This window comes from Streptosporangium sp. NPDC000095, assembly GCF_042899335.1.
Lineage (GTDB): Bacteria > Actinomycetota > Actinomycetes > Streptosporangiales > Streptosporangiaceae > Streptosporangium.
Genome location: NZ_JBIAZS010000001.1, coordinates 1,241,298 through 1,265,304, shown reverse-complemented (window position 1 = coordinate 1,265,304; position 24,007 = coordinate 1,241,298). Strand labels below are relative to the sequence as shown.

General features: G+C 69.8%; 18 protein-coding genes and 2 rRNA genes. 11 read left to right on the top strand and 9 right to left on the bottom strand.

Features of this window, described 5'->3' with window-relative positions; translation table 11 throughout:
- Positions 1-89 (top strand): 23S ribosomal RNA (locus ACFY3V_RS05305); the annotation flags it as partial.
- Between the two features lie 76 nt (positions 90-165).
- Positions 166-282 (top strand): 5S ribosomal RNA (gene rrf / locus ACFY3V_RS05300).
- A gap of 141 nt (positions 283-423) precedes the next feature.
- On the opposite strand, the gene ACFY3V_RS05295 is transcribed toward rrf, so the two are convergent.
- The 4 genes from ACFY3V_RS05295 to ACFY3V_RS05280 all read right to left on the bottom strand — a co-directional run bounded on the left by ACFY3V_RS05295 (position 424) and on the right by ACFY3V_RS05280 (position 5,035).
- Entirely contained in the window at positions 424-1,890 is a 1,467-nt protein-coding gene (locus tag ACFY3V_RS05295) for a phosphodiester glycosidase family protein (RefSeq protein WP_362898756.1), read from the bottom strand.
- 134 nt (positions 1,891-2,024) lie between these two features.
- Complete coding sequence (locus ACFY3V_RS05290; protein ID WP_350944822.1) at positions 2,025-2,420, bottom strand: cupin domain-containing protein; 396 nt, start codon at positions 2,418-2,420, stop codon at positions 2,025-2,027.
- 9 nt (positions 2,421-2,429) lie between these two features.
- Complete coding sequence (locus ACFY3V_RS05285; protein ID WP_350944821.1) at positions 2,430-4,055, bottom strand: PucR family transcriptional regulator; 1,626 nt, start codon at positions 4,053-4,055, stop codon at positions 2,430-2,432.
- Between the two features lie 194 nt (positions 4,056-4,249).
- Positions 4,250-5,035, bottom strand: a complete 786-nt coding sequence (locus ACFY3V_RS05280) for a TetR/AcrR family transcriptional regulator (RefSeq protein ID WP_362898753.1) — start codon at positions 5,033-5,035, stop codon at positions 4,250-4,252.
- A gap of 54 nt (positions 5,036-5,089) precedes the next feature.
- Between ACFY3V_RS05280 and ACFY3V_RS05275 the strand changes: the two genes are divergently transcribed.
- The 5 genes from ACFY3V_RS05275 to ACFY3V_RS05255 all read left to right on the top strand — a co-directional run bounded on the left by ACFY3V_RS05275 (position 5,090) and on the right by ACFY3V_RS05255 (position 12,739).
- Positions 5,090-6,601, top strand: coding sequence for an MFS transporter (locus ACFY3V_RS05275; RefSeq protein WP_389770162.1), 1,512 nt, complete (start codon positions 5,090-5,092; stop codon positions 6,599-6,601).
- Between the two features lie 513 nt (positions 6,602-7,114).
- Positions 7,115-8,413 (top strand): aspartate aminotransferase family protein, encoded by a 1,299-nt coding sequence (locus tag ACFY3V_RS05270; protein WP_362898749.1) that lies wholly within the window; start codon positions 7,115-7,117, stop codon positions 8,411-8,413.
- On the top strand, positions 8,410-9,915 hold the full coding sequence (locus ACFY3V_RS05265; protein WP_389770159.1) for a CoA-acylating methylmalonate-semialdehyde dehydrogenase: 1,506 nt from the start codon (positions 8,410-8,412) through the stop codon (positions 9,913-9,915). Before ACFY3V_RS05270 ends, ACFY3V_RS05265 begins: the two co-directional genes overlap by 4 nt.
- A gap of 133 nt (positions 9,916-10,048) precedes the next feature.
- A complete protein-coding gene (locus ACFY3V_RS05260) occupies positions 10,049-11,305 on the top strand; it encodes an ABC transporter substrate-binding protein (protein ID WP_389770156.1) in 1,257 nt (418 codons plus the stop codon).
- Between the two features lie 198 nt (positions 11,306-11,503).
- Positions 11,504-12,739, top strand: coding sequence for a saccharopine dehydrogenase family protein (locus ACFY3V_RS05255; RefSeq protein WP_389770152.1), 1,236 nt, complete (start codon positions 11,504-11,506; stop codon positions 12,737-12,739).
- A gap of 161 nt (positions 12,740-12,900) precedes the next feature.
- On the opposite strand, the gene ACFY3V_RS05250 is transcribed toward ACFY3V_RS05255, so the two are convergent.
- Positions 12,901-13,143, bottom strand: coding sequence for a hypothetical protein (locus ACFY3V_RS05250; RefSeq protein WP_350944810.1), 243 nt, complete (start codon positions 13,141-13,143; stop codon positions 12,901-12,903).
- A 527-nt stretch (positions 13,144-13,670) separates the two neighbouring features.
- The gene (gene gabT, locus ACFY3V_RS05245; protein ID WP_350944809.1) at positions 13,671-15,023 is read right to left on the bottom strand and encodes a 4-aminobutyrate--2-oxoglutarate transaminase; all 1,353 of its coding nucleotides are present in this window, start codon (positions 15,021-15,023) and stop codon (positions 13,671-13,673) included.
- Positions 15,024-15,121: 98 nt separating this feature from the next.
- On the opposite strand from gabT, the gene ACFY3V_RS05240 reads away from it, so the two are divergent.
- Positions 15,122-16,582 carry a PucR family transcriptional regulator gene (locus tag ACFY3V_RS05240; protein WP_362898738.1) on the top strand — a complete coding sequence of 487 codons (1,461 nt, stop codon included), beginning with the start codon at positions 15,122-15,124 and terminating at the stop codon, positions 16,580-16,582.
- Between the two features lie 8 nt (positions 16,583-16,590).
- Here ACFY3V_RS05240 and ACFY3V_RS05235 read toward each other — a convergent pair whose 3' ends face one another.
- Entirely contained in the window at positions 16,591-17,220 is a 630-nt protein-coding gene (locus ACFY3V_RS05235) for a TetR/AcrR family transcriptional regulator (RefSeq protein ID WP_362898736.1), read from the bottom strand.
- Positions 17,221-17,431: 211 nt separating this feature from the next.
- On the opposite strand from ACFY3V_RS05235, the gene ACFY3V_RS05230 reads away from it, so the two are divergent.
- Positions 17,432-18,859, top strand: a complete 1,428-nt coding sequence (locus ACFY3V_RS05230) for an aldehyde dehydrogenase family protein (RefSeq protein ID WP_362898734.1) — start codon at positions 17,432-17,434, stop codon at positions 18,857-18,859.
- 180 nt (positions 18,860-19,039) lie between these two features.
- Here the strand turns inward: ACFY3V_RS05230 and ACFY3V_RS05225 are convergent, their stop codons facing one another.
- Both ACFY3V_RS05225 and ACFY3V_RS05220 read right to left on the bottom strand, forming a co-directional pair.
- A complete protein-coding gene (locus ACFY3V_RS05225) occupies positions 19,040-20,128 on the bottom strand; it encodes a trypsin-like serine peptidase (RefSeq protein ID WP_389770146.1) in 1,089 nt (362 codons plus the stop codon).
- Positions 20,129-20,181: 53 nt separating this feature from the next.
- The gene (locus ACFY3V_RS05220; RefSeq protein WP_389770143.1) at positions 20,182-21,285 is read right to left on the bottom strand and encodes a trypsin-like serine peptidase; all 1,104 of its coding nucleotides are present in this window, start codon (positions 21,283-21,285) and stop codon (positions 20,182-20,184) included.
- Positions 21,286-21,587: 302 nt separating this feature from the next.
- Here ACFY3V_RS05220 and dxr point away from each other — a divergent pair, with 302 nt between their 5' ends.
- The gene (gene dxr / locus ACFY3V_RS05215) at positions 21,588-22,772 is read left to right on the top strand and encodes a 1-deoxy-D-xylulose-5-phosphate reductoisomerase (RefSeq protein ID WP_362898728.1); all 1,185 of its coding nucleotides are present in this window, start codon (positions 21,588-21,590) and stop codon (positions 22,770-22,772) included.
- Between the two features lie 35 nt (positions 22,773-22,807).
- The gene (ispG, locus tag ACFY3V_RS05210; protein WP_389770139.1) at positions 22,808-23,977 is read left to right on the top strand and encodes a flavodoxin-dependent (E)-4-hydroxy-3-methylbut-2-enyl-diphosphate synthase; all 1,170 of its coding nucleotides are present in this window, start codon (positions 22,808-22,810) and stop codon (positions 23,975-23,977) included.
- Positions 23,978-24,007: the final 30 nt, after the last annotated feature.

Genomic DNA, 24,007 nt, shown 5'->3' with positions numbered 1-24,007 from the left:
CCCGGTAGACGACCGGGTTGATAGGCTGGAAGTGGAAGCGCAGTAATGTGTGGAGCTGACCAGTACTAATAGGCCGAGGACTTGACCACAAAGCATCTTTTTTTGCTCGCGTCCACTAGGCAATTCTGAGACAACAAACGGTAGTGTTTGTGTGTTTCATAGGGTTACGGCGGTTATGGCGAAGGGGAAACACCCGGTTACATTCCGAACCCGGAAGTTAAGCTCTTCAGCGCCGATGGTACTGCACCGGGGACGGTGTGGGAGAGTAGGTCACCGCCGGACAATCTTTCATGAAAGGGCTCTCACCGTTTGGTGGGGGCCCTTTCGTGCTTTCCAGGGCCTTTTCTTTTCAACAGATCCCGGGTAACGGAGAAGCTCCGGCCCTCAAGGACCGGAGCTTCTCCGTCACACCGCTGTTTCCCGTCAGGGGGTGATGAAGAGACCGTCACCCACGGTTCGCTCCGCGCCGTCCGAAGGCCGGTTCACGGGCTTGTGGTTGACGACCATCACACTGGAGCCGCCACCGTCGAAGTTGATGGCCTGCTTGGCTCCCAGCCACCGCATCAGCTGGGCGGCCTCCACCATCGAGGCGCCCACGCTGACTCCGGGGTTGCGTCCGTCGACCGTGGCCAGGATGAGCCCGCCCGACTTGTCGACGCCGACCATCGTGCGTGGGTGACGCCGGAGCATCATGTTGATCGAGGCGTGCCCGTCGGCCGCCGCGGTGATGCGTACCCGGCCGTTCCTGACCAGCCCGACCCCGCCGCCCATGATGTGTGTCTCCGGGGTGAGCGGTATGGCCCGCTGCGTGCGCAGGTCGATGACCTTCCCGTCCACCTTCATCCAGGTTCCCTGCCCGTGCTCCTGGAGCCAGACGGCCGCCAGGCCGGTGCCGTGGAGCAGGTAGGTGCCCCGGGCGACGATGCCGCCGGCCTGACGGACCTTGATGACCCTGCCGTCGGCGGCGTTGACGACGACCTCGATGCCGCCGTCGGCTGCTGTCTTGCCGCCGAACTCCTCGGTGTAGAGGACGAGCTCTTCGGCCCCGGCGGCCCGGTTGATGCCGTTGATCTCGGCCTTCGTCCCGTCGGAGGAGATCGCGGTGACCGTGGTCTTCAGCTCGGTGATCCGCGCCTTGCGGCCCTGGGTGATGACGAGACCGCTGCGGCCCGGCACGGCCTCGCTGAGGAGCCTGCCGCCCACGACGGACACACCGACCGGGTCGCCCTGGAGCGCCTTGGCCGTGTGGATGTTGAAGAAGCCGCCGTTGACCCCGGCGATGGCGCCGGCCAGCTTCGACATCGAGCTGGTGCTCTCGCGCTTGGCCACGCTCTTGCCGACGCTCGTCTTGAAGGATCCCTTGAACAGCTTCGGGTTGACCATCAGCACGCGCATGTCCCAGGGACCGGTGGTGTCTGTGCCGTCGTCGCCGAGATAGTCGGTCTTGGCCCGGACACCGGCTGCCTTGAGCTCCTTCACGACCTTGTCGGCCTTGGCCCGCTGGCCGAACGACCACAGGCCGGTCCTCACCATGTAACGCTCCACGGCGGGAGCGTCCGAGGCGGCGGGTTGCACGATTCTCAGAATTTCAGGGGCGAATCCGGCGTCCTCCATCGCCTGGGCCACCGTCTGTGCGGTGACCAGGGAACCGGCGTCATGCCCGTTGGGCATAAGAGCGGAAACTGTCCACCCTTGGGTGGATTTGCCGTGTTTCACACTAAAAAGGGTAATTCCCGGTGCCACGCTCTGCTGCTGCTTCACCGGCGCCATGCTCACACCCAGCGGGAACGCGGAGGAGGGAAACCCGACACTCGCCTGTTTCGCCTCGGCGGGAACCGCCACGGCGGTGAGTGTCAGGGTCATCAATCCGGCGACAAGGTGTCGCGACATGTGCATCTCTCCCCGTTGGTCTCCGATTTCGTGAACCATCGTGCCGAGATCTACGGGTCAAGGGGAGGTAAACGGGTGAAACATCCCAAGAAAGTGTTGTTGCTCACGCTGGAGGTTCCGCGTACCTGATTCCGTCAGCCCACGCAGTGGTACACCTTGCGCAGCGTCTCGTGGACGATCCAGACGGTCTTGGCACCCTCGGCGAGCAGGCAGACCGATCCGGGCACGAGCTCCAGGGTGGCGCCGCCGTCGACTTCCAGTGTGGCGCGACCGGACAGGACCACGAACATCTCGTCACGTTCCACATCGACGACCGTGCCCGGTGTGATCTCCCAGATGCCTCGGCTCTGCCTGCCGTCCGGTGAGGACCACAACTCGATCGACGAGACGCGCGGAGAACCCGCCAGGATCTGGTGGGGCTCCAGCTCTTCCGGTGACAGCCGTACGTCGTCGGTGGGGACGGAGAACGCCCCGGCGGCGGCGACCATCCGGGTCAGATCGGCGGTCTCAGGAACGAAGATCTCGGGCATGGGGACCTTTCAGGAACGGGGACTGTCTCTCCGGAAGGACTCCAGAGCCAGGAGGGCGACGTGGAGGGAGAGACAGGATTCGACATCGTCCAGATCGGTGTCGAGGACGCGCTCCAACCTGCGGAGACGGTCGTAGAAGGCGGGTCTGGACAGATGGGCTCTCTGGGCGGCGACGGCCTTGTTGCGACCCGAGTCGAGATAGACCCGCAGGATCCCGGTGAGGTCGCCGCCGCGCTGGGCGTCGTGGGCGAGCAGTGGTCCGAGCTCGCGCTCCGCGAAGGTCTGCAGCCGGGCGTCGTCGCGCAGAAGATGGAGCAGTCCTCTCAGGCGAAGGTCGGGCAGCCGGTAGAAGGCGCGGCCGTCGGGGTGTCTGACGGCCACGTCGGAGACCTGCTCGGCCTCCAGGAAACTTCTCCGTACGTCGCGGATCGACTCGACCAGGGAGCCGGCGGCGAGGACGAAGGGGACGGTGAAGGCCGCGCGCAGGTGATCGGCGAGCGTGGTCAGCGCGGCCTCGGGGAGGACGCGCGGCGGAAGGGGGAGCAGGACGCCGACCCGATTCTGGTCCAGGGCGCCGACGAGGGCGGGAAGGCGGGCCTCGCGGCAGGCGGCGGCGGCCGCGTCCGCCAGCTCGCCGAGTTGGATGAGCTGCTCCTGGCCCTCGAGCGGCTTGTCCGCGGGCTCGGCCAGGCGGAGCACCACGCTGATGAGCTTGCGTCCGGTGAGCGACACACCGACCGCGCGGGCGCGTGCCGCGGCCTCCTCGGGGTCGGCGTACGCGTGGGTGAGGATTCCGGTGATGATCGTGCCGTGCGCCTGACGTTCCAGTGACTCCTGGTGGCGCTCCAGCAGGCGGCCCAGGGCGAGGGTGGTCGCGGCGCGCTCGGCGAGCACGATGTCGCGCGGCCCCGGCTCCGTGTCGCAGAGGATGATCAGGCGGCCCCAGTCCTGGCCGCGTGCGCCGACCATGGTGACCAGCCAGCCGGAGGCGGCATCGTAGGCGGTGCGCAGGTCGGGCGCGACCGCGCGGGAGCGGGTCTCCCAGCCCGCGAGCAGGGAGCCGGTGTCGCGGCCGGCGGTCTCGCAGGCCAGCACCTGGTGGGCGAGGTTCTCCAGCAATGCGGGGCGCCCGGACAGCCTCGTCACCTGGCCCAGGACATCCGCCGGAGAGGCGCCCTCGACCGACAGCTCGGTGAAGACCTCGTGCAGCTGCTCGGAGGCGCGGAGCTCCTCCAGCTGGATGTCGATGATCCGGGCGTGCACCGACTCGGTGATCTGCACGAACGGTGTCTCCCTGGCCAGGGTGACCAGAGGCAGGCCGTGCTCCTCGGCGGCGCGGACCACGGCGCCGGGCAGCTCCCCGATGAACTTGCGGCCCAGTTCCACGATCAGTCCCGAGGCGCCCACGGCGACGAGCTCGGCGATGTAGTCGGCGAGCTTGCGGGGATCGTCGGGCAGGGCGATGCCGGTGGTGAGCACGAGCTCGCCTCCGCGCAGCAGGTGCGCGATGTCGGTCACCTCGCCCACGTGCACCCAGCGCACCCGGCTGTCCAGCCGGTCGGCCCCCGCCACGACCCGTGGATTGCCCCGACGGACGGTGTCCAGGGCGAGGACGTCGGCGACGGTAGGGAGCACGTGTCGAGAATATCCGATCAGCATGTAAGCGCGAGGGGGTCACGCTTTACAGCCTGCTTGTCCCACCCTCCCCGCCACCTGCTTCCCCCGCGAGCGCGGTCACCGCTCGGCTCCCGTGGGGGCGGTCCAAGGATCGAAGACCCGCGCTGCGGCGGCCCTTACTCCATCGCCACCCCTCACCCGCTCTTGCGTGCCTACCGGCGTGACTCCCCGGTTTCTTCGATGTCCGCGCCGGGTGCCGAGCGGCTCCGAGGCGCCAGAGGTGGGGTGGCGCGGTTCAGGCGGGCATCCAGTCCGTCGAGGAAGCAGGTCAGGCCGAACTCGAAGTTGAGCGCCCTGGCGGAGTCGACGTCCATGCACCGGTACTCGGCGTAGCGGGCGGCCAGCTCGGGGTAGTCGGCCGCAGCCTTCTCCACCACGGGCTGCAGGGCCTCGTTCAGTTCGTTGGAGTCGAGGCCCGCTTTGGCGGTCATCGCTCGCCAGGAGATTTCGGGCGCGGTGACCCCGAGCACGTACGCCAGAAGCGTCGAGGCGGCGTGGTCCTGGTCGAGGCCGCGGAACCCGGCGTGGTCGAAGGTGGCGACGAGTCGGCTCATCATCCGCATCGCGTTGGGGCCGATGGCGGGGGTCGTCCCGATGTAGCTGATGACCCAGGGGTGTGCGAAGAGCGCCTGGCGGATGGAGTACGCGAAGGAGGAGGCGACGTTGCGCCAGGTGGTCTCCCGGACGTCCGGAATGTCGAACTCGCCGTAGACCTCGTCGAGGACCAGCTCAAGCAACTCGTCCTTGTTCGCCACGTGCCAGTAGATGCTGGTCGTCCCCGAGCCGAGCTTGGCGCCCAGGCGGCGCATGCTCAGTGCGTCCAGCCCTTCGGCGTCGAGCAGCTCCATCGCCGTGCGCACGATCTGCGTGCGGCTGAGGGTGGGACTCTTCGCGGTGCGCCGCTCACGGGTCCAGACGGAGCTGAATTGCTGTTCCACTCCTCAAGCATAAATCTTGTAGCACACTGTTCGAGTTTATCGTACGGTGTGCGAGTGGAATCGAACACTGTACGAGTCGAACGTGATCCGAGGCGCTGGTGGATCCTCGGAGTGCTCTGTCTGAGCCTGCTTGTCCTCGTGGTGGACAACACCGTCCTGAACCTGGCGATCCCCGCCCTCATGGTCGATCTGGGGGCGAGCCCGGCAGACATCCAGTGGATCATCGATGCCTATGTCCTGGTCTTCGCGGGGCTGCTGCTCACCTCCGGCAGCCTGTCGGACCGTTACGGTCGCAAGCGCTTCCTGATCATCGGTCTGGTGCTGTTCGGCGGCGCCTCGCTGCTCGCCGTGCTGGTCACCGAGCCCTGGCACCTGATCGGCGCCCGCGCGCTCATGGGCGTCGGCGGCTCCATCCTCATGCCGAGCACCCTGTCGATCCTGATCACCGTCTTCGACGACGAGGAACGCCGCAAGGCGATCGCCGCGTGGAGCGCGGTGGCGATGGTCGGCGTGATCGCCGGTCCCACGCTGGGCGGTTTCCTGCTCGAACACTACTGGTGGGGATCGATCTTCCTGCTCAACGTGCCGGTCGCGATCGTCGCCGTGATCGCCGCGGCGCTGCTGATGCCCGAGTCGCGCGGTCCGGCGAGAAGGCTCGACCCGGTCGGCGTCGTGCTGTCCACGACCGGCATGAGTGCCCTCGTCTACGTGGTCATCTCCGCGCCGACCGCGGGCTGGACCTCGGCGGAGTCGCTGGTCGCCGCCGGGCTGGCGGTGGTGGCGCTGGGGGCGTTCGTGATCTGGGAGCTCAGGACGGAGCACCCGATGCTTCCGCTGGAGCTGTTCCGCGACCGGAACTTCAGCGGGGCGTCGTTCTCGATCGTGCTGATGTCGTTCGGCACGGGAGCGCTGCTGCTGATGCTCACCCAGTACCTGCAGTTCGTGCTGGGCTACAGTCCGATGCGCGCCGGTCTCGCGCTGCTGCCGTACGCCGTGGCCGCCGCGGTGTTCAACGGGGTCGGCGCCGCGCTGGGGCAGAAGGTCAGCAACCGGATGCTGGTCGCCGTCGGCCTCGCCGTGATGGCCGGCGGGTTCGGGGTGCTCGCCGTCATGACCGCCGACACCGGGTACGGCCTGCTGATCACCGGCCTCATGCTGATGGGGGTCGGCGGGGGTCTGGCGGGACCCGCGGCCTACGCGACGCTGATGGGGGCGGTACCGCCCGCGCACGCCGGTGTCGGGTCGGCGCTCAACGACACCGTCCAGCAGGTCGGCATGGCGCTGAGCGTCGCCGTGCTCGGCAGCGTGCTGGCCGGGGTCTACACCGCGTCGATGCCCGACGACGCCCCGGCCGCCGCGCGCGAGTCGATCGGTGAGGCGCTGCGACTGGGGGACGGGGGAGTGATCGAGACCGCGCGTGAGGCGTTCGTCTCGGCCATGTCGTTCGGCTCCTGGGTGGGGGTCGGCTTCACCCTCGCCGCCGCCACGCTGGCGTTCCTGGTACTGCGCTCCGCGCCCGTGTCCGGGGCCGGTACGGAGGAAGGGCTGGTGAAGGCGGGGAGCTGAGAGGTCGTCCAGGTCGTCGGCCCCGTGCGGCTCGCGCCACGCCGAGGACGGCGCGAGCCGCACGGGGGCCGGGACGGGGCTCAGGTCGCCCGCGCTCCGGCGTGGGACGCGAGCCGCACGGGCTCCGCCGCGGGATGCGAGGGCGCCGTGGGATGCGAGCCGCACGGGCTCCCAGTGCCCCACGGCTTAGGTTTCAGGGATCGTTGCAACACCTGATCAGTTCAGGGGTTGCAGCGTTCGAGATTCGTGGCGTTCGGTCGCCGCAGGGGCGAAAGAAACTCCTGGCGCCAGCCAGTTGATCACCTGTGTTGCAACGCCCCCTTGAAACCGCCCGGCCGCGTCAGGGACCTTTCCCTGCGGAGCGGACGACCGCCTCCGGTGCCCCTCGGTGCCCTACCGCCCCAGGGTGAGGGTGATCCTCACGGGCAGAACCTGACAGTGTGCAGGGTTTGGCGGCGATATGCCGACATATTGTAGGTATGAGCGATGGCCCCGAGAGGCGATACTCGATGTATGTCGGACCTCCTTGCGCGCCATCGCGCGGTAATGCCCAACTGGCTGGCCCTTTACTACGACGAGCCCATCGAGATCGTCTCGGGCAAGGGAAACCGCGTCGTCGACGCGTCGGGCAAGAGCTATCTCGACTTCTTCGCGGGCATCCTGACCAACATGATCGGGTACGACGTGCCCGAGGTGCGCGAGGCCGTCGAGCGGCAGATCGCCACCGGTGTGGTGCACACCTCCACGGTCTACCTGCTGCGCGGTCAGGTGGAGCTGGCCGAGAAGATCGCGAGGCTCTCCGGCATCCCGGACGCGAAGGTCTTCTTCACCAACTCCGGCACCGAGGCGAACGAGACCGCTCTGCTGCTGGCGACCTACGCGCGTAAGTCCGACCAGGTGTTCGCCATGCGGCAGAGCTACCACGGCCGCTCCTTCGGAGCGGTCAGCGTCACGAGCAACCGCGCGTGGAAGAACAACTCGCTGTCACCGCTGAACGTGCACTTCCTGCACGGCGCCGACCGGCATCTCACCCGGTTCCGCGGCCTGTCCGACGCCGACTACATCGCGGCGTGCGTCGACGACCTGCGCCACGTGCTCTCCACCGTCGTCGCCGGCGACGTGGCGGCGCTGATCGCCGAGCCGATCCAGGGGGTGGGCGGTTTCACCATGCCTCCCGACGGGCTGTTCGCCGCCTACCAGGAGGTCCTCGACGCCGAGGGCATCCTGTTCATCTCCGACGAGGTGCAGACCGGCTGGGGGCGCACCGGCTCGGCCTTCTTCGGCATCCAGAACCACGGCGTCACGCCCGACATGATGACCTTCGCCAAGGGGCTGGGCAACGGCTTCGCGGTCGGCGGCGTCGTCGCCCGCGGCGACCTGATGGACAACCTCCACGCCGTGGGACTGGCCACCTTCGGCGGCAACCCGATCTCCATGGCCGCCGCCAACGCCACCCTGGACTACGTCCTCGACCACGACCTGCAGGCGAACGCCGCGAGGACCGGCGCCCTGATCATCGACGGGCTCCGTGCGGCGGCGCCGAGGCTGCCGATCGTCGGCGACGTCCGCGGCAAGGGCCTGATGTTCGCCGTCGAGCTGGTCGACCCGGCGACCGGCGAACCCTCGCCGGCCCTCGCCACCCGGTTCATGGAGGAGACCAGGAAGTCCGGCCTGCTCGCGGGCAAGGGCGGCCTGAAGGGCAACGTGCTCCGGATGGCCCCGCCGCTCACCCTCTCCCTCGACGAGGCCGCGGACGGCCTCGGGATCATCGTCAGCGCGCTCGAAACCATCAACGCCGAGGTCGTCTCGTGAAGAACGTCACCCACTGGATCGGCGGAGGCCCCGTCGAAGGCTCCGACCGTACTTCGGAGATCTTCGACCCCGCGACAGGGGAGGTCGCGGGCCGCGTCCACCTCGCGTCCGTGGGCGAGGTGGACGCGGCCGTGGCCGCCGCCGTCGAGGCCTGGCCCGCCTGGCGGGACGCCTCGCTGGTCAAGCGCTCGCAGGTGCTGTTCCGCTTCAGGGAGCTGATGTACGCCAACCGCGACGAGCTGGCCCGTCTCATCTCCGAGGAGCACGGCAAGGTCCACTCCGACGCGCTGGGCGAGGTCGCGAGGGGCCTGGAGGTCGTGGAGTTCGCCTGTGGCATCCCGCACCTGCTCAAGGGCGGTTTCTCCGAGGGCGTCTCCACCCGGGTCGACTCCTACTCGATCCGGCAGCCGCTGGGCGTCGTGGCCGGGATCACCCCGTTCAACTTCCCGGCGATGGTGCCGATGTGGATGTTCCCGATCGCGATCGCCGCGGGCAACGCCTTCGTCCTCAAGCCGTCGGAGAAGGACCCCTCGGCGTCGCTGCTGATGGCCGCGCTGTGGAAGGAGGCCGGGCTGCCCGACGGCGTCTTCAACATCGTCCAGGGCGACAAGGTGGCGGTGGACCGGCTGCTGGAGCACCCGGACGTGCGCGCGGTCTCGTTCGTCGGGTCCACGCCCATCGCGAGGTACGTCTACGAGACCGGCACCTCCCACGGCAAGCGGGTCCAGGCGCTCGGCGGCGCCAAGAACCACATGCTCGTCCTGCCCGACGCCGACCTCGACCTCGTCGCCGACGCGGCGGTGTCGGCCGGTTTCGGCTCGGCGGGGGAGCGCTGCATGGCGATCTCCGTCGTGCTCGCCGTGGATCCGGTCGGGGACGAGCTGGTCGACAAGATCGTCTCTCGGGTCTCCGCGCTCACCGTCGGTCCCGGCGGTGACCCGTCCTCCCAGATGGGACCTCTCGTCACCGGGGTCCACCGCGACAAGGTCGTCTCCTACCTCGACCTGGGCGTTTCCGAAGGCGCCAAGCTCGTCGTGGACGGCCGCCTGACCCCCGTCCTCGGGGGCGGCGCCGCCCAGGACACGGCCGGATTCTGGCTCGGCCCCACGGTCCTCGACCACGTGGCCGCCGGCTCCCGGGTCCACCGGGAGGAGATCTTCGGCCCGGTCCTGTCGATCGTCCGCGTCTCCTCGTACGAGGAGGGCCTGGAGCTGATCAACGGTGGTGAGTTCGGCAACGGCACCGCGATCTTCACCAACGACGGCGGCGCGGCCCGGCGTTTCCAGAACGAGGTGGAGGTCGGCATGATCGGCATCAATGTGCCGATCCCGGTGCCGATGGCCTTCTACAGCTTCGGCGGCTGGAAGGCATCGCTCTTCGGGGACACCCACGTCCACGGGGCCGAGGGCGTGCACTTCTACACCCGGGGCAAGGTCGTCACCTCCCGATGGCTCGACCCGAGCCACGGTGGCGTCAACCTCGGCTTCCCGACCAACGGGTAGCCTCCGACCCGCGAGGCCCGCGCCCCTCCTGCCGGGGCGTGGGCCTCGCGTCTTTTTCCGCCCCTTTCTCGGTGCGACATGCGGACACCCGGGGTGGGCGCGGGCCGGTAGGCTCCCGGGCAGGTCGGTGGCGATGTCGGGAGGAAACCTCGTGGGCCTCGTGGGCAGGGACAGGCTTCGCCTGGCGCGGCTGGGAGCGCTGCTCGGAGTGGGCGTGCTCGCGCTCGCCGCCTGCGCCCAGGCGGGGGCCACGACCACGGCGAGGCCGATGCGCGGCCCCTCGTCCTCCGCGACACCCGTCACCCCCTCCGCGACGCCCACCGCCGCGACCCGTGCGGCCAGTCCGAGCCCGACGCCTTCGCCGTCCATCGGCGAGGGCGAGGGCACGCTGCGGGTGCTCACCTTCCAGGGGTACGTCGAGTACGGCGGGACCAGTTCGCAGGTCAACTGGCTCACGCCCTTCGAGCGGGAGAGCGGCTGCGTCGTCAAGCTCGACCGGGTCCGTACGAGCGAGGAGATGGCCGTCAGGTTCGCCACCGGCGCCTACGACGCCGTCTCACCCGCCCCCGACCTGGCGGGGCTGCTGGTGGCGCAGGGGAAGGTGGCGCCGCTGGAGACGGCGTTGGTCGACGACTACCGGCGGATCCCCAGGCGGCTGCGCGAGCTGCCCGGCCTGCGCGAGGACGGCAAGGTCTACGGCATCCCCTACCTGTGGGGGGTCAACCGGGTCCTCTACGAGGAGGGCAGGCCCGAAGGGCCGTCGGCGCTCTACGAAACGTCCTCCGCGGCGATCAGGAACAGCCCGCTGAGCATCGCCGACGCCGCGCTCGCCCTCGGCGGGAGGCGTCCCGGGTCGAAGACCGAGGATCCGTTCCAGCTCACTTCCGCGCAGCTCGACGCCGCCCTGAGGCTCCTCGCCGAGGGCGAGGGTCCCGACCGGGTTTACTGGGACGGCTCACTCGACCTGGTCAGGGCCCTGTCGGCGGGACCGGTGCGGATCGCCCAGGCACTCCCATACCACCTGGACCTCTTCCGGCGCGCGGGCCGGCCGATGAAGGCGCTGGAGGGGGTGCCGATGACCGGGTGGGTCGACTCGTGGATGCTCGCGGCGAAGCCCGCCAGCCCCAACTGCGGCTACCGGTGGCTGAACTGGGTGAGTTCGGCGTCGGCGCAGCGCCCCGCCGCGGCCTGGACCGGGCTGGCCCCGGCCAATCCGGAGGCGTGTGGCGGTCACGCCCGTCGGATGTGCGAGATCTACCACGTGCGAGACAGCCGGTGGCTGCGCGATGTCGTCTTCGCCACCCGCCCGACGCGCGATTGCGGGGGTCGTGGTGGGGAATGCACCGATTACACCGAGTGGGCGGAGCGCTGGAAGCAGCTCCTGAAGTGACCGGTTTCCCGCCGGTCCGAGCGTGAAGGGCCGCGGGCCCGTCCTTCCCTCCTCGTGACACTCGTCTCCAGCCATGCCCGCATATCTCGCGTTTTGCCGCGCTTTTCGTTGTCGTGATCGTGTTTGGCGATGGATTCGATGGGAAAATCATGGCCTCAATATCGACTGGTTGACCAGTCAGTGGGTAGTCTGGTCGCCATGAGAATCCTTCTTGTTGGAGCGGGCGGCGTCGGTTCCGCCGTCGTGCCGATCGCCGCACGCCGAGATTTCTTCGAACACATCGTGGTCGCCGACTCCCAACAGGACCGGGCCACCGCCGTCGTGGCCAGGATCGCGGACCCGCGCTTCAGCGCCATCGGACTGGACGCCTCCGACCGGGTGGCGGTCGAGGCCGCCCTCGCCGAGCATCGCTGCGACGTGCTCTTCAACGCCGTGGACCCCCGCTTCACCATGTCCCTGTTCGAGGCGGCGCTCAACGCCGGGGCGCACTACCTCGACATGGCGATGTCGTTGTCGCGACCGCACCCGCGCAGGCCGTACGAGCTGACCGGGGTGAAACTCGGCGACGAGCAGTTCGCCCTCGCCGAGGCCTGGCGGCGGAAGGGCGGCCTGGCGCTGGTGGGGATGGGGGTGGAGCCGGGGCTCGCCGACGTGTTCGCGCGCTACGCCGCCGAGCACCTGTTCCGGAGCATCGAGGAGATCGGCATCCGCGACGGCTCCAACCTGGTGGTCGACGGCTACGACTTCGCGCCGACGTTCTCCATCTGGACGACGATCGAGGAGTGCCTCAACCCGCCGGTGATCTGGGAGAACGGCGGCTGGCACACCACCGAGCCGTTCAGTGAGCCCGAGGTGTTCGACTTCCCCGAGGGGATCGGGCCGGTCGAGTGCGTCAACGTCGAGCACGAGGAGGTGCTCCTCGTGCCCCGCTACATCGACGCCAAGCGGGTGACGTTCAAGTACGGCCTGGGTGAGGAGTTCATCGGGGTCCTGAAGACCCTGCACAAGCTCGGCCTGGACAACGCGGACAAGATCAAGGTGGGGGGAGTCGAGGCCTCGCCGCGCGACATGGTCGCGGCCAGCCTGCCCGACCCGGCCACCCTCGGCGACCGGATGCGCGGCAAGACCTGCGCCGGGACCTGGGTGAAGGGTGTGGGCAAGGACGGCCGGCCGCGCGAGGTGTATCTCTACCACGTGGTCGACAACGAGTGGTCGATGCGGGAGTACGGCTGCCAGGCCGTGGTCTGGCAGACGGCCGTGCACCCGGTGGTCGCCCTGGAACTGCTGGCCACCGGTGCCTGGTCGGGCAGTGGCGTGCTCGGCCCCGAGGCGTTCGACGCGGTGCCCTTCCTGGAGTTGCTCAACGCCTACGGCTCGCCGTGGGGCATGCGCGACGAGAGCACCGAGAGCGCTAAGACGCTCCTGTCCGCCTGAGGGCCCTCCCCGCCGTCTCCTCGGCTTACTTCGTAAAGGCGTTCCGGGGATTCCGGCCGCATCGGCTTCGCGAGGGTGATCGGGGTGCCGACGGAGGCCGCGGCCGTACCGGTGATCAACCGGTGCGGGGCCGCGGACTCGCACCGGTTGTCGAGAAGAGCTCAGAAGAAGGCCACGCGCCGGGGCCGGGAGCGGGCGTCGTCCTGCTGCGGTAGCAGCGCGTCGGCGCACTCCGGGCAGGCGAAGAGGGCCGTGCCGTCGGGGAGGCGGCCGATCCTGGTCCGCGGGCGAGGCCACTTCTTGTGGCAGGCCACGCAGGCGTCGCCCTCACGCTGGGTGCGGGTCAGTCCGTCGGGATCGAAGGTCATCGTGGCGTGTGCCGTGCTGGGTGGCCTCCAGTTCATCGTGTTCCTTTCAGCGCGGAGACCCCGCCTTGAGGCGTGGGAAGGAAACGCGGCAAGGCGCCGTACGGGTTGGTGGCGTGCGCGTGCGGTGGCGATGGCCGAGCCGCCTGCGCATCCCCGCACCACCCTCGCCGCCGGGCCGGCGGTGAGAGAAAACGCCTGTGGAGCCGGGGTGGGACCTCAGAGGGGAGAATTTCTCTCCTGGCGGGCAACTGGCGGTGAAGCGGGAGACCCACCCGTGAGGGGTGGAATCCCCTGGCTTCGGTCGTGGGGAGGAAGCCGATCACATTCCTCCAGCGTGGTGACTCCTTGTTCTCTCCCGTGGCTCGGCCGCGAGGAGGACGTCGGCACGTTTCCTGTCTTGATCGCGTACTTTCATATCGGAACCGTTATAACGCGGTCACGACCCGTGATCGCTGTGGCGGATGTCAAGCGGTGGTTAAATCACGGCCTACATGCGGGCCGTATAGCGGCAAAAGGGACACTCGGCATCAAGCCGGGTGCCCCTTTTGGTGTGTTCTAAACAGTCAGGCCTCGTTCACGGCCTTCTCCAGAATCGCGAGACCCTCCTCCAGGAGGTGATCGGGGATGACCAGTGGCGGCAGGAAACGCAGCACGTTGCCGTAGGTGCCCGCGGTCAGCACGAGCAGACCCTCCGCGTGACACCTTTTCGCGATCTCGCCCGCCGCGGTGGGGTGGGGCTCGCCGGTGCCGGGCACGACCAGCTCGATGGCGATCATGGCGCCTCGGCCGCGTACGTCGCCGATGATCGGGTTTCTCCTCGCCATGGCGCGCAGCCGCGGAAGCATGGTCTCGCCGATGCGGCGGGCCTTCCCGATCAGGTCGTCGGCCTCGATGGTCTCCATCACGCCCAGCGCGGCCTCGCAGGCGAGCGGGTTGCCGCCGTAGGTGCCGCCCAGCCCGCCGACGTGGACCTTGTCGAGGATCTCGGCGCGGCCGGTGACGGCGGCGAGCGGCAGGCCGCCCGCGATGCCCTTCGCGGTGACGATGATGTCGGGCACGATGCCCTCGTCCTCGCAGGCGAACAGGTGGCCGGTGCGGCAGAAGCCGGTCTGCACCTCGTCGGCGACGAAGACGATGCCGTTCTCGCGGCAGAACTCCAGGATCCTCGGCAGGAAGCCCTTGGCGGGCTCGATGAAGCCGCCTTCGCCCGCGATCGGCTCGATCACCACGGCGGCGACGTTCTCGGCGCCGATCTCCTTGGTGATCTGGTCGATCGCCTGGGCCGCGGCCTCCTCCGCGCAGTTCTCCGGGCCGGTGGGCCAGCGGAACGGGTAGGCGAGCGGTACCCGGTAGACCTCGGGCGCGAACGGGCCGAAGCGGTGCTTGTAGGGCATGTTCTTGGCCGTCAGCGTCATCGTCAGCAGGGTCCGGCCGTGGTAGCCGTGCTCGAAGACGACGACCGCCTGGCGGCCGGTGGCGTGGCGGGCGACCTTGACCGCGTTCTCCACCGCCTCGGCGCCGCTGTTGAGCAGGAAGGTGCGCTTCTCGTGGTCACCGGGGGTGATCTCGTTGAGTTTCTCGGCGACCCGCACGTACGACTCGTACGGCGTGATCATGAAGCAGGTGTGGGTGAAGTCCGCCACCTGCCTGCTCACCCGCTCGACGACGCGCGGGGCGGAGTTGCCGACACCGGTCACCGCGATGCCGGATCCGAAGTCGATCAGAGAGTTGCCGTCGGCGTCGACCACGACACCGCCCCCGGCGTGCGTCACGAAGACGGGCAGCGTGGTGCCGATGCCCGGTGGTACGGCGGCCTGCTTGCGCGCGAGCAGTTCGCGGGACCTCGGGCCGGGAATCTCGGTGACGAGGCGGCGCTCCTGCGGAAGCGAGGGGCCGCCCTCGGTGACGGTGCTCATGATGTGAAGCTATGTCGCCGATGCCGGTGTGCCGATGATGCACTATGGCAAAATTGCGAAGAGCAGAATAGACATAACGTACAAAAAAGGGGGTGGGGATGGCGCCGACGCTGAACACCGTCGTACGGCGGCTCGCCCTCGGGCTCGTGGTCCTCACCGGGCGGGAGGCGCTCGACCGGCCGGTGCGCTGGGTGGCGGTCAGCGAGCTGGAAGATCCCACCCCGTTCCTCGAGGGCGGCGAACTGGTTTTGACCACGGGCATGCGCCTGGACGCCCGCAACGCCGGCCCCTACGTCGAGCGCCTGGTCGCCAGAGACGTCGCCGGACTCGGGTTCGGCGTCGGACTCGGGCACGAGACGATCCCCGAGGCACTGGTCGAGGCCGCCACGCGGGCCGGGCTGCCGCTCGTCGAGGTGCCGCGCGACACCCCGTTCGTCGCCATCGGCAAGGCGGTGAGCGAGCTGATCGCCGCCGAGCAGTACGACGAGCTCAGCAGCGCCTTCGCCGCCCAGGGCCGCCTCACCCGTGCCGCGCTGCGCCCGGAGGGCCCTCGCGCGGTGATCGACCGCCTCGCCCGCGAGCTGGGCGGCTGGGCGATCCTGCTCGACGAGGCGGGGGCCGTACGACATCTGGCGGGCAGAGGCGCCGCCGCGGCGGCCGGAGACCTCGGCCCCGAGCTGGAACGGCTGAGAAGGATCACGAGTCAGGGCGCTCCCGCGAGCGTCGCCCTCTCCTCACCCGAGGAACACGTCATCGTGCGGCCACTGGGAGCCCGTCGGGTGAGGGGATTCCTCGCCGTCGGCATCGGCCGGTCCTTCACCCCGGTCGCGCACACCGTGGTCAACGCCGCCGCGTCCCTGCTCACACTCGCCGTCGAGCACGGTGTGGAGCACCTGGCCGCCGAACGCCGGGTCCGCTCCGCGGTGCTGCGGCTGCTGCTGGCCGGGCAGCCGGAGGCCGGGCGCGAGACGTTGGAGCGGCTGGGGGAGCGACTCGCCGGCGAGCCGCTGGTGGCGATCGCCTGCGCCGGTGAGCCGGAGGCGGTGCTCGAGGCCGCGGGGGCCGAGTTCGCGGCGGCCGACGGCGACAGGGTGGTCCTGCTGGTCCCGCCCGCGCGGGCCGACGCCGTGGCCGCGACGCTCGGAGAGTACGGCCCCGTCGGGGTCGGCGAACCGGTGGGTCTCGACGACCTGCGCGCGGGACTGGAGCAGGCCGACCGGGCGCTCGCCGCGGCCGGGCGCGGCACCGCGCCGGTGGCGCGCTTCGCCGACCTGGCGGGGCAGGGGCTGCTCTCCCTGCTCGACCCCGGCGTGGCGGAGGCGTTCTCCTCCGCGCTGCTCGCCCCGCTCAGGGAGTACGGCTCGCGCGCGGATCTGCTCGGGTCCCTGCGCGTCTACCTGGACTGCAACGGCCACTGGGACGCGGCGGCGCAGCGGCTCGGGGTGCACCGCCACACTCTGCGCTACCGCATGCGCCGGGTGGCGGAACTGGTCGGACGTGACCTTGAGGACCCCGCCGTCCGCGCCGAACTCTGGGTCGCCCTCGCCGTCGCCAGGTGAGGGCGGGGTCAGTCGCGGTCGACGACCAGATAGCGGGAGATGACGGCATAGGTGACCGTTTCGTAGGTGGCGCTGTCGCGCAGGTGCCCGGCACGTTCCAAGCCGATCGCGCCCTGGGCCGCGGCCCACACGGCGTCGGCGATCTTCCTGGGCTGGGTGGGGACGATGTATCCCGCCGAGATGCAGTCCGCGATCACCCGATCGACGATGTTCAGCGCCGCGCGGGCGAGGGTCCTGGCCCGCTCGCTCGGCACGAAGCCGGGGATCGCGCGCTCGAACATCAGGGCGTAGTAACCGGACTCGTCCAGCGCGACCTCCCGGTAGACGGGACCCAGCGCGATGAGGTGCTCCAGGGCGTCCTTGCGCGAGGGCACGGCCTCCAGACGGCGCCGGAAGCGCTCGAAGCCTTCCAGGTACAGCGCCTCGGCGAGGCCCTCCTTGCTGCCGAACATGGTGTAGACGACGGTCGTCGAGCATCCCGCCTCGGTGGCGATGCGACGCATCGAGAGGCTCTCCGGCCCGATGGTGACCAGCAACTGGCTGGCGACGTCGAGCAACCTGGCACGAAGCTCGTCCTGAGATGCCCGCTCACCGACAAGGTAGGCGCCCTGAAGGCCGCGCGGCGCCGAGAAGGTCATGCGCCCACGCCCTTCCGCTCTCATCGTCATCCGGTGACTTAGCCACGGTGAAGATCATTCAAACCGGTGCCTTGTAAGGAATATCCCCGATTACCCCTGTTTTCGTTACAGGGCACGGGCGGGCGGTTTTATGCGGAACGGCGTGCCGTCGCGAGGCTGTTGTGCGGAGTGGAGTAAGGCCGCTCCCATGCCGGTGACATAGCGTCTGGATATGGACGTGCGCCCCTTCTGGCTCGCCGGACGCCCCGCCAAGGGCGAGACCGAGCTCACCGTGACCAACCCGCATGACGGCCGCGTCGTCGCCGTCTGCTCCGTGCCGACCGACGGCCAGGTCGAGGAGGCCGTGGCCGCCGCGGCGGCCGTGCGGAAACAGGCCGCCGCGCTTCCGATCCACGTACGGGCCGAGGCCCTCGCGCACGTCTCGCGTCGCCTCGCCGAGCGCGCCGACGAGATCGCCGCCCTGATCACCGCCGAGAACGGCAAGCCGATCTTCTGGGCCCGCGGCGAGGTCGGCCGGGCGATCTCCACCTTCAGGTTCGCGGCCGAGGAGACCCGCCGTCTCGGTGGCGAGACCGTGCGCCTGGACACCGAGGCCGCCTCCGCGGGCCGCCTCGCCTACATCTCCCGGGTCCCGCACGGCCCGATCCTGGGCATCAGCCCGTTCAACTTCCCGCTCAACCTGGTCGCGCACAAGGTGGCCCCGGCCATCGCCGTCGGTGCCCCGATCGTCCTCAAACCCGCACCGGCGACGCCGGTCTCCTCGCTGGTCCTGGGCGAGATCCTGGCCGAGACCGACCTGCCGGAGGGCATGTTCTCCGTGCTCCCCGTGTCCAACGACCGCGCCGGTGCCCTGGTCGAGGACCCGCGCCTACCGGTCGTCTCCTTTACGGGTTCGGCCCCCGTGGGGTACGCGATCATCGACCGGGTCCCGCGCAAGCACGTGACCCTGGAACTCGGCGGCAACGCCGCCGCGGTCGTGCTCGCCGACGCCGACCTCGACTGGGCCGCCTCGCGGATCGCGCTGTTCTCCAACTACCAGGCCGGTCAGAGCTGCATCGCCGTACAGCGGGTGATCGTCGAGGCGTCGGTCCACGACGACTTCGTGGCCCGGCTCGTCCCGGCCGTCGAGGCCCTGGTCACCGGTGACCCCGCCGACGAGAAGACGCAGGTCGGCCCCCTCGTGTCGGCCGAGGCCGCCGAGCGCGTGGAGCAGTGGGTCGGCGAGGCCGTCTCCGCGGGCGCCCGCCTGCTGACCGGCGGCACCCGCGACGGCGCCACGTTCGCGCCGACCGTGCTCGCCGACGTGCCGGCCGACGCCAAGGTCTCCCGCGAGGAGGTCTTCGGCCCGGTGATGGTCGTTCAGAAGGTGTCCGGTGTGGACGAGGCGTTCGCCGCGGTCAACGACTCCAGGTACGGCCTGCAGGCGGGGGTGTTCACCCGCGACCTCGACCACGCCTTCCGCGCCAACCGGGAGCTGGAGGTCGGCGGTGTGATCATCGGTGACGTGCCGTCGTACCGCGCCGACCAGATGCCGTACGGAGGGGTCAAGGACTCGGGCGTCGGCCGCGAGGGACTTCGCTCGGCGATCGCGGACTTCACCTACGAGAAGGTGATGGTCCTCACCGGCCTCACCCTCTGACGGGCCGGGGCCCGACCCGCGCGCCGCCGATCCGCCCTTCCGAGGCTCATCAGGGGCACCGGCCCGAACTTTCGACGGGCCGGTCCCGGCGCCACAGGCCCGGCCTTCCGCGGCCGGTTCCGGCTCTCGGTGCCGTCGAAGCGACCTTGCGACGCTCTCGGCGCGGTCTCAGCGCCGAGGTCACGACGCGGAGGCCGTGGCGTAGAGGGCCTTGGCCGAGTCACCGAAGTAGGGGCCGTACATGGTGCGGCGGTCGTCGCTGTACTTGAAACTGCTGACCGAGACGATCGTGCCCCGGCCGGTGGAGGCGTCGAAGCCGCTCAGCCAGGGACCCCCGCTGGATCCGGCGGTCATGTCGCAGCGCATGCCCTGGTCGCGGGTCTGCCCGTTCGGGTCGTCGCGGAGCGGGCCCGCGCAGTAGACCAGGTGCTCGCCGTCGTAGGGCGCGTCGGCGGGAAAGCCGAAACCGCTCGCGAGGCGCCCCCTGGGAACGCCGAAGGCGATGTCCTGGCCGCCGACGACGTCGCCGAGGTGCCTGCCGCCGCTGGTGGCGACCGCCACCATGCCGATGTCGTGGCTGTCGTCGCCCTCACGCGACCAGGGGCCCGCGACGAACATGCGGCGCGCGGTGTACTGCCCGTACGGGCGGCGGCCCTGGCTGTAGCCGGGGACGAAGGTCCAGTTGTCGGCCCAGGCGCCGGTGCCGTCCTTGACGCAGTGGCCGGCGGTCACCACCAGATCCTTGTTGGCGCTCCTGACCGAGCTCGCCGAGCACACGAAGTCGCTGCCCTTGATGGTGAGGAACACCCGTCCCGTGGTGCGTGCCACCGCCCCGCCGGAGGTCCACCGGGCGCCGGCGGTGCGGGACACGGCGCCGCGCGATCTCTGGCGGGGGACGACCCCCCGACCGGTGGCGGAGAGCCGCCCGAGCGTTCCGGCGACCTTGTCGAGCCGGTCGAAGGGGGTCGCGGAGGCCATCCGGCGGGGGGTCCAGTAGCCGAGCAGGCGCTCCCGCTCCGACGCGGTGGGAGCGGGCGCGTGCTCGACGACGTCCGGAGCACCGGACGTCGCGACCGTCGCGGGTTTCCCCGTCGTCTCCGTCGTCCCGGCCTTCTCCGCCGTCTCCGCGAAGGGGTGGACGGAGGGCTTCGCGGACCGTTTCCCGAACTCGGTGACCGCCTGCCAGATGGCCGTCGCGCCGGGCATCGGGGCGCTCAGCGACCCGGCGAGGAGCGAGGCGGCCGCAAGCAGGGGGAGGCTTGAGGTCATGAAACCCGAGTTTGCACTACGTGTGGTGTTCCTGTGATTACTTTTGGTGAATATCAGGGGGTGCCGGTGGTCTGGGCCGCCTCGTAGACGGCCCGCGCCTCGGCCCCGAAGTAGGGACCGAACATCCAGCCCTCGGCGAAGCCGTACTTGAAGCTGTTCACCGAGTTCAGGGTGCCGAGGCCGGTGCTCTCGTTGAAGTCGAGGAACCAGGGTCCGCCGCTCGACCCGCCGGTCATGTCGCAGTTCAGCCCGATGTCGCGGGACATCAGGAAGTCGTCGAACGCGCGCCCGGAGCAGTAGACCAGTTTGGAACCGTCGTACGGGGCGGCGGCCGGGTAGCCGAAGGAGTGCATCTGCCGGCGTCGCGCCTGGTTGAAGGAGACGCCCTGGCCGCCGACCACGTCGGTCAGCGATTTGCCGTTCAGCGGGGCCACCACGGCCGAGGCCACGTCGTAGTTGATGTCCTCGCTGTTGTTCCACTGCGGGGTGGTGTAGAGGGTGGTCGCCACCCACGTGCCGTAAGGCCGGTCGCCGTTCTGGTAGCCGGGCACGAAGACCCAGTTGCCGTGGAAGGCGCCGCCCATCCTCACGCAGTGCCCCGCTGTGATCACGGTGCTCTTGTTCTCGCTGGTCACCGCGCTCGCCGAGCACGAGGCGTTGCGGCCCTGGTAGGTGAAGAAGACCCGGCCCGCGGTCTTGACGATCGCCCCGCGACGGGTCCACGCCGCGCCGGTGGAGGCGCGGGCCGCCGCCGAGCCCCTGGTGACCGTGACGGCGTCGCCGTCGGGCTCGGTCGCGGGGACGGAGACGGGGTCGGCCGCGGTCTGGGCCGCGATCGCCCCCGCGGTGAGCCGGGCGCCGTCCTTCTCGGGGACGAGGGCGGCGAGCGGCTTGGCCGCCTCCATCTTCGCCTCGGTCCAGTAGCGCTGGACGGTCTGCTGTTCCTTCTTGGTGTCGGCCGCCTCCTCCTCGACCGGCTGGGGAACGGCCCGCGCCGGGGTGACGCCGCTCCCGCTCCTGCCCGCCGCGCCCGCCGGGGTGTCCAGCCTGGCACCCGTCGTGGCCTCCACGGTGGCGCCGTGCGCGACCGTCGCGGAGAGCAGTGTGCTTCCCGCGATGGCGGTGAGAACAGGGATGAGTCGTGCCGTGCGCCGCATATGTACCTCCCGAGGGCCTGTCACTGCTCCGGGAAGCTAGTGCGCTGTACGTATGCATTTCTCAGGCTTTACAACTATTGATATGACGAAATTCGGACTTAAATGCTGCCTTTTATCGTGTGCTCCACGGCTAACAGTTTTTCGCCGCGATCCTGCCTGATCAACACTGACGTACGCCGATCCGGATTGATCAATCCTGGTACGGCCAATTCGACGATCCCCCGGGCGTTGGATCGCGGACAGGGGGATTCACCCCGGTGCGACCGATTCGACAGCGCGGTCCGAGCCGGGAGAATGGGGCGGTGCAGCCAGACACCGTTCGCTCCGTCGTCCTGCTCGGCTCGACCGGGTCCATCGGGACCCAGTCCCTCGACGTCATCGCCCGCAACCCCGGCAGGTTCCGGGTGGCCGCGCTGGCCGCCTACGGTGGCCGGATCGACCTGCTGGCCAGGCAGGCGGCCGAGTTCCGGCCCGACGTGGTCGCCGTCGCCGACCCCTCCGCGCTGCCGCGGCTGCGGGAGGCCCTGGCCGCGCACGGGGTGGGCTCGCGGGTGCTGGCCGGCCCCGAGGGGGTGGCCGAGGCCGCCGCCTGGCCCGCCGACGTCGTACTCAACGGCATCACCGGGGCTCTGGGGCTCACCTCCACGCTGGCCGCGCTCGAGGCGGGCCGGGTGCTCGCGCTCGCCAACAAGGAGTCGCTGATCGTCGGCGGGCCGCTGGTGAAACGCCTGGCCAAACCCGGCCAGCTGATCCCCGTCGACTCCGAGCACTCCGCGCTGGCCCAGTGCCTGTGGGCGGCGGGCCCCGCCGGCCCCGACGCCTCCGCCGTGCGCCGCCTGGTCGTCACCGCGAGCGGCGGCCCCTTCCGCGGCAGGTCGCGCGCGGACCTCGCGGACGTGACCCCCGAGCAGGCCCTCGCCCACCCCACCTGGTCGATGGGGCCGGTCATCACGGTGAATTCCGCCACACTCGTCAACAAGGGCCTTGAGGTCATCGAGGCCCACCTGCTCTTCGACATCGGCTTCGACCGCATCGAGGTCGTCGTCCACCCGCAGTCGGTCATCCACTCGATGGTCGAGTTCGTCGACGGCTCGACCATCGCCCAGGCCAGCCCGCCGGACATGCGCCTGCCCATCGCCCTCGCCCTCGGCTGGCCGGAGCGGGTCGCCGACGCCTCCGCCGCGGTCGACTGGACCGCGGCGCACACCTGGACGTTCGAGCCGCTCGACGAAGAGGCCTTCCCCGCCGTCGCGCTGGCCAGGCAGGTCGGCAAGGCCGGCGGCACCGCCCCCGCCGTCTACAACGCCGCGAACGAGGTCTGTGTCGAGGCCTTCATGTCCGGGCGCCTGCCGTTCCCCGGCATCGTCGACACCGTGGAGGCGGTGCTCTGCGAGCACGAGGTGACCGAGGCCGCCTCCGTCGCCGAGGTGCTCGACGCCGACTCCTGGGCGAGGATACGGGCACGCGAGCTCACTGGGACTGCCTAGACTGATGGGTGTCGTCGACTCTTCAAGGGCTGAAAATGACTTCTGTTGCTCTCGGAATCCCGTCCGTCAGGACCAGGCCGATCGCCGAGCGACGCGTATCCCGTCAGATCATGGTCGGCTCCGTCCCCGTGGGCGGGGACGCGCCGGTCTCCGTCCAGTCGATGACCACCACGGTCACCGCCGACGTCAACGCGACGCTCCAGCAGATCGCCGAGCTGACCGCCTCGGGCTGTCAGATCGTGCGGGTCGCGGTCCCCTCCCAGGACGATGCCGACGCGCTGCCGATCATCGCGAGGAAGTCGCAGATCCCGGTGATCGCCGACATCCACTTCCAGCCGAAGTACGTCTTCGCCGCGATCGAGGCGGGCTGCGCGGCGGTCCGGGTCAACCCCGGCAACATCAAGAAGTTCGACGACAAGGTCGTTGAGATCGCCCGAGCGGCGGCCGAGCGCGGCGTGCCGATCAGGATCGGCGTCAACGCCGGCTCGCTCGACCCCCGCCTGCTCCAGAAGTACGGCAAGGCCACCCCCGAGGCGCTGGTGGAGTCGGCGCTCTGGGAGTGCTCGCTGTTCGAGGAGCACGGCTTCCGTGACATCAAGATCTCCGTCAAGCACAACGACCCGGTCGTGATGGTCCAGGCGTATCGCCTGCTCGCCGCCCGGTGCGACTACCCGCTCCACCTCGGCGTCACCGAGGCCGGTCCGGCCTTCCAGGGCACGATCAAGTCCGCGGTCGCCTTCGGCGCCCTGCTCGCCGAGGGCATCGGCGACACCATCCGCGTGTCGCTGTCGGCCCCTCCGGTCGAGGAGGTCAAGGTCGGCAACCAGATCCTGGAGTCGCTCAACCTGCGCGAGCGCGGCCTGGAGATCGTCTCCTGCCCCTCCTGCGGACGTGCCCAGGTCGACGTCTACACCCTCGCCGACCAGGTCCAGGCAGGGCTCGAAGGACTGAAGGTGCCGCTGCGCGTCGCGGTGATGGGCTGCGTCGTCAACGGTCCCGGCGAGGCCCGCGAGGCCGACCTCGGCGTCGCGAGCGGCAACGGCAAGGGCCAGATCTTCGTTAAGGGCGAGGTCATCAAGACCGTCCCCGAGTCGCAGATCGTCGAGACCCTGATCGAGGAGGCCCTGCGCCTCGCGGAGGAGATGGGCGTGGAGGTCGATCTCGACGACGACGCCCCCGGACCCCAGGTCGTCGTCGGCGGCTGACCGCGCGTCCCGCGCCTGCTCCCGTCCGCC

Coding starts and splice junctions, on each gene's coding strand:
- ACFY3V_RS05290 (WP_350944822.1), bottom strand. CDS start 2,420: ATGCCCGAGATCTTCGTTCCTGAGACCGCCGATCTGACCCGGATGGTC.
- gabT (WP_350944809.1), bottom strand. CDS start 15,023: ATGAGCACCGTCACCGAGGGCGGCCCCTCGCTTCCGCAGGAGCGCCGC.
- ACFY3V_RS05230 (WP_362898734.1), top strand. CDS start 17,432: ATGGACGTGCGCCCCTTCTGGCTCGCCGGACGCCCCGCCAAGGGCGAG.
- ACFY3V_RS05250 (WP_350944810.1), bottom strand. CDS start 13,143: ATGAACTGGAGGCCACCCAGCACGGCACACGCCACGATGACCTTCGAT.
- ACFY3V_RS05295 (WP_362898756.1), bottom strand. CDS start 1,890: ATGTCGCGACACCTTGTCGCCGGATTGATGACCCTGACACTCACCGCC.
- ispG (WP_389770139.1), top strand. CDS start 22,808: ATGACTTCTGTTGCTCTCGGAATCCCGTCCGTCAGGACCAGGCCGATC.
- ACFY3V_RS05260 (WP_389770156.1), top strand. CDS start 10,049: ATGTCGGGAGGAAACCTCGTGGGCCTCGTGGGCAGGGACAGGCTTCGC.
- ACFY3V_RS05255 (WP_389770152.1), top strand. CDS start 11,504: ATGAGAATCCTTCTTGTTGGAGCGGGCGGCGTCGGTTCCGCCGTCGTG.
- ACFY3V_RS05240 (WP_362898738.1), top strand. CDS start 15,122: ATGGCGCCGACGCTGAACACCGTCGTACGGCGGCTCGCCCTCGGGCTC.
- ACFY3V_RS05235 (WP_362898736.1), bottom strand. CDS start 17,220: ATGACCTTCTCGGCGCCGCGCGGCCTTCAGGGCGCCTACCTTGTCGGT.
- ACFY3V_RS05270 (WP_362898749.1), top strand. CDS start 7,115: ATGTCGGACCTCCTTGCGCGCCATCGCGCGGTAATGCCCAACTGGCTG.
- ACFY3V_RS05220 (WP_389770143.1), bottom strand. CDS start 21,285: ATGCGGCGCACGGCACGACTCATCCCTGTTCTCACCGCCATCGCGGGA.
- ACFY3V_RS05225 (WP_389770146.1), bottom strand. CDS start 20,128: ATGACCTCAAGCCTCCCCCTGCTTGCGGCCGCCTCGCTCCTCGCCGGG.